2 protein-coding genes are annotated in these 3,992 nt (G+C 78.4%); one reads left to right on the forward strand and one right to left on the reverse strand.

All coding sequences use genetic code 11. The annotated features are described in order from the left end of the window. Positions 1-55: 55 nt before the first annotated feature. Positions 56-2,320: a helix-turn-helix domain-containing protein gene (locus ACWGDE_RS36770; protein ID WP_453393428.1), complete on the reverse strand. Its 2,265-nt coding sequence runs from the start codon at positions 2,318-2,320 to the stop codon at positions 56-58. Positions 2,321-2,439: 119 nt separating this feature from the next. Here ACWGDE_RS36770 and ACWGDE_RS36775 point away from each other — a divergent pair. Continuing rightward, the coding region (locus ACWGDE_RS36775) for a cell division protein PerM (RefSeq protein ID WP_453393429.1) at positions 2,440-3,992 on the forward strand (1,553 nt) is incomplete at its 3' end.

A 3,992-nucleotide genomic window follows, 5' to 3' on the forward strand; every position in this document is an offset into this window, starting at 1 on the left:
GCACCCTGTGAAGGGGTGCGGGCCACGCCCGTTCCTCATGCCCTGCTTGCCGTGCTCATTCCGGCTTGGGCGAGACCCGGGCGGGTCCGGCACCCGGGTCGGAGGCGAGCTTGTCGTGCAGTTGCCTGCCCTCGTCGCTGAGCTGCTGGGGGCCGCTGAGCGGGGGTACGCCCGACACGTTCGCGCCGGGTGCGCGCGGGGGCTCGTACTCGGTCGGCGCGGTCACCGCCGTGTAGGCCGTGGCGGCCGCGATGACGGCCGTCAGCCCGAGGGCCGCCCGCGTCCACAGTCGCGTGCGGTGCTCGCCCGCCGCCCGTACGACGGCTGCCGCGCGCGGCTCCAGCCGTACGGCGGGCCGCAGGGAGCCGAGCCGTTCGCGCAGCAGGGCGGACTGCTTCTCGGGCGCCACGTCGGCCAGTTCGGGGAGCCGGTCGGCGAGGTCGGCGTGCGCGTTGAGGAGGCGGTTGCCGGCGGTCGGCGTCGAGGCCTCGGTCTCGGCGGCGGTGTCGGGGAGGTCCAGCCCGACGCCGTCGTAGAGGAGCACCGTACGGCGGTGCGCCGGCGGCAGCGCGAGCATCGCGTCGAGCAGGATCCGGTCGGCGGGGTCCGCCGGGGGCTTGTCGGGGTGCCGGTGGGCGCGTCTGAACTGGTGCCAGGGGGAGAGGGCGTACTCGTACGTCGCCGCGCGCACCCAGCCGACCGGGTCCGGGTCGGTGGCGACCTCGGGCCAGCGGTCCCAGGCCTGGTGGAAGGCGCGCTCGACGGCCTCCTGGGCGAGGGCGCGGCGGCCGGTGAGGAGGTAGGCCTGACGGGCGAGCGCGGGGGCGGTGCGGGCGTAGAGCGCGTCGAAGGCCGCGACGGCGAGTCCCTGCGGGGTCCCTTGCGGGGCGTTACGAGCCCCCGTGCCCGGAGCCGCGTCGCCCTCCCCGGCTTCGCCGGGTCCGACGGCCGCCTCCGCCCCCGCCTTACCGCCCGCGTCGGCCTGCGCGTCCGGGCCCGCCTGCGCGTCCGGGCTCTCGGCCGTGGCCGGACCCGTGCCCGGGGCCGCTTCCGCGCCGGAGCCCGAGTCGGGGGCCGTGGCCGTGCCGGGGCCGGAAACGGTGTCCGGGCTCGCGCCGGAGGCTGTGGCCTTGCCCGAGCCGGCAGTGGCGTCCGGGTTCGTGGCGAGGCCCGTGGCCGTGTCGGGGCCCGCAGCCGAGTCCGGGCTCGTGCCGGAGCCCGTGGCTGTGCCGGGGCCGGCAGGGGCGTTCGGGTTCGCGGCGGGGCCGCTGGCCGTGTCGGGGCCCGCAGCGGCGTCCGGGGTCGTGCCGGGGCGCGTGGCCGTGCCGGTTCCCGGGCCCGCGCCTGGGCCCGTACCCGGGCTCGTGCCGGTAGCCGTGGTCGGGCCGGGGTCCGTACCCGGGCTCGTGCCAGTGCCCGTGCCCCTACCCGAGTCGGAGCCGGGGCCCGCGCTCGTGCCGGAGCCGGAGCCCGTGCTCGTGCCGGAGGACGCGCTCGGGACCTGGCCCGGGCCGCGGCCCGCGCCTGTGCTCGGGGGCATCGGGGTGCCGGGGCGGAGGGTGGCGAGGCCGCCGCCGGTGCCGGCCTTGACGGTGGTCTTGGCCTCGTGCCGGGGGACCCCGACGGGGGGCTTGGCGGCGCGCTTGACGGCGGCCTTGGGGCGGGTCTGCGCGCCGACGGGCCGCACGAGCCCGCGCATGCGCAGCCCGAACCGGCTCTCGTTCGCACCGGCGGCCTCGGCCGACTCCGCGTCAGTTTCCGTGTCGGCGCCCGCGAGGCCCAGCTCGTCGCCGTCGGTGACGGCCGCCTCGGACGCGGGTGCTGCGAGGGCCGAGTCCCGGCCGAGCGGGGAGTCGGACGGGGCTGACGCCGTGTCTGTGGCGGGGCCCGTCGCACTGGTTGCCGATTCGGCGTCGGCCTGCCGGTCCCGGGAGGGCCGGGAGCCGGAGGCCGGCGCCGCGTCTGCGGTGGGCTCCGGCGCGCTCGTCGCGGACCCGGCGGACCGGCCGGGGTGTTCGGGCCGTGTCGGTGACGCCGTGTCCGAGACGGGGCCCGGGGCGGCCGTTGGAGGGGTCGCGCGGTCCCGGCGGGGCTCGGTCGAGGGGGCGGCCGTGGTGGTGGCGAGGCGGGTCAGCAGCTTCGCGTAGGCCTCGCGCTTGCGGCCCCGGGGGTCGGTGCGGCCGGTCTCCCAGGAGCGCACCGTGGTCGGGGTGACGCCCACCGCCGCCGCGACCTCCTCGGGCGTAAGCTCGGCCGCTTCGCGCAGGCGTCGGCGTTCCTTCGGGGTGGGGAGGCCGAGCTCCGTGACGCTTTGTGTCATGCCACACTCCCCGCGACCCGGACGCCCTGAGCGAAAAAGTACATAAACGTATATTGAGCGACACCACGGTCATTCGCCTGTTACCCGCCCATAGCGCGTGTCGTTGGCACCATGGGCGCGTGACCCAAGTGACCGAACGCGGGACCCCGTTGCCCACGGCCCCACGGGCCCCCGCGCGGCGCCGATCGCCGGCGGCCGCCGCCTGCGTCGTGGGCGGAGCCGTCGCGGCAGGACTGGGGCTCGGCTTCCTCGCCGTGCTCGTCATCGTGCTGTGGATCAGCTCCCCCTACCCCGACAGCGGCCCCGGCGGCGCCCTGCACCTCGCCGCGGGCCTCTGGCTGCTCGCCCACGGAACCGAGCTGGTCCGGTACGAGACCCTCTCCGGGATCCCGGCCCCCGTCGGCGTGGTCCCGCTGCTGCTCGTCGCGCTGCCCGCGCTGCTCATCCGGCGCGCAGCCAGGCTGGGCAGCGCCGCCGACGAGGATCCCCGCGCGCCCGAGCCGCTCCCCGCCGGGGTCGTGTTCTCCGCCGTGCTCTGCGGCTACCTCGGCGTCGGCGCCCTGGCCACGGTGTACGCGGCCTCCGGGCCGATGCCCGCCGACCCGATCAGCGCGGCCTGGCACCTTCCGCTGGTCGCCGCCCTCGCCGCGGCCGGCGGGGTCTGGGAGGCCCGGGGCCGGCCGCTCGGACGGCTGCCCGGCCGGCTCACCCGCCCCCGCTACGAGCTCGCGCTGCGCGCCGGCGCCGCCGGGGTGCTGGTCCTCATCGGCGGCGGGGCCCTGCTGGTCGGCGCCTCGCTCGCCTGGCACGGCGCGGAGGTGCAGGGGTCGTTCGTGGCGCTGACCGGCGGCTGGTCGGGCCGGTTCGCGGTGCTGCTGCTCGCCGTGACCCTGATCCCGAACGCGGTCGTCTGGGGCGCCGCCTACTCCCTCGGCCCCGGCTTCGCCCTCGGTACGGGGGCCACCGCGACCCCGCTCGGCTTCGGCGGATCGCCCGCGCTGCCGCGCTTCCCGCTGCTCGCGGCGCTGCCTCCGGAGGGCCCCGGCACGCCGCTGACCTGGGCCGTCGCCGCGGTACCGGTGGCGGCCGGGCTGACGGTGGGCTGGTTCGCGGTACGCCGGGCGCGCGAAGTCCCGTACGCGGAGACCGCGCTCACCGCGACCCTGGGCGCGCTGGTGTGCGCCCTGGCCACGGCCGGGCTCGCCGCGGCCTCGTCGGGGCCGCTCGGTTCCCGGGAGCTGGCCGCGTTCGGCCCCGTGTGGTGGCAGGCGGGCGCGGCCGCCCTGGCCTGGAGCCTGGCGCTCGCGGTCCCGCTGGCGGTGGCCGTGCACGCGTGGCGGAACCGGCCCGCGAGGGGCCTGGCCCGGGGCGCGGACGCCGGGTCCGAGGACGGCTGGCACGACAGCGGCGTACGGGAGGTCCGCTGGGCGGCCCTGCGCAGGGCCGCGGGGATCCTCGTCCCGGACTTCTCCTCCACGCCGGACGAGGCTCCGGCGCAGGCCCCGCCGGGGTCCGCGCACGAGGCCCTGTGGCCCGTGAAGGCACCGGCGGCGCAGCCCGCGGCCGCGTCGGGGAAGCGGCCCGTGCGGGAAGTGGCACGAGGACCGGTTCATCCCGCCGTTCGTCACACTCCCGGCGCAGCAAGGGCCCGGTCGGCCCAATGTGCGCGTTT

Source organism: Streptomyces sp. NPDC054956 (assembly GCF_053609185.1).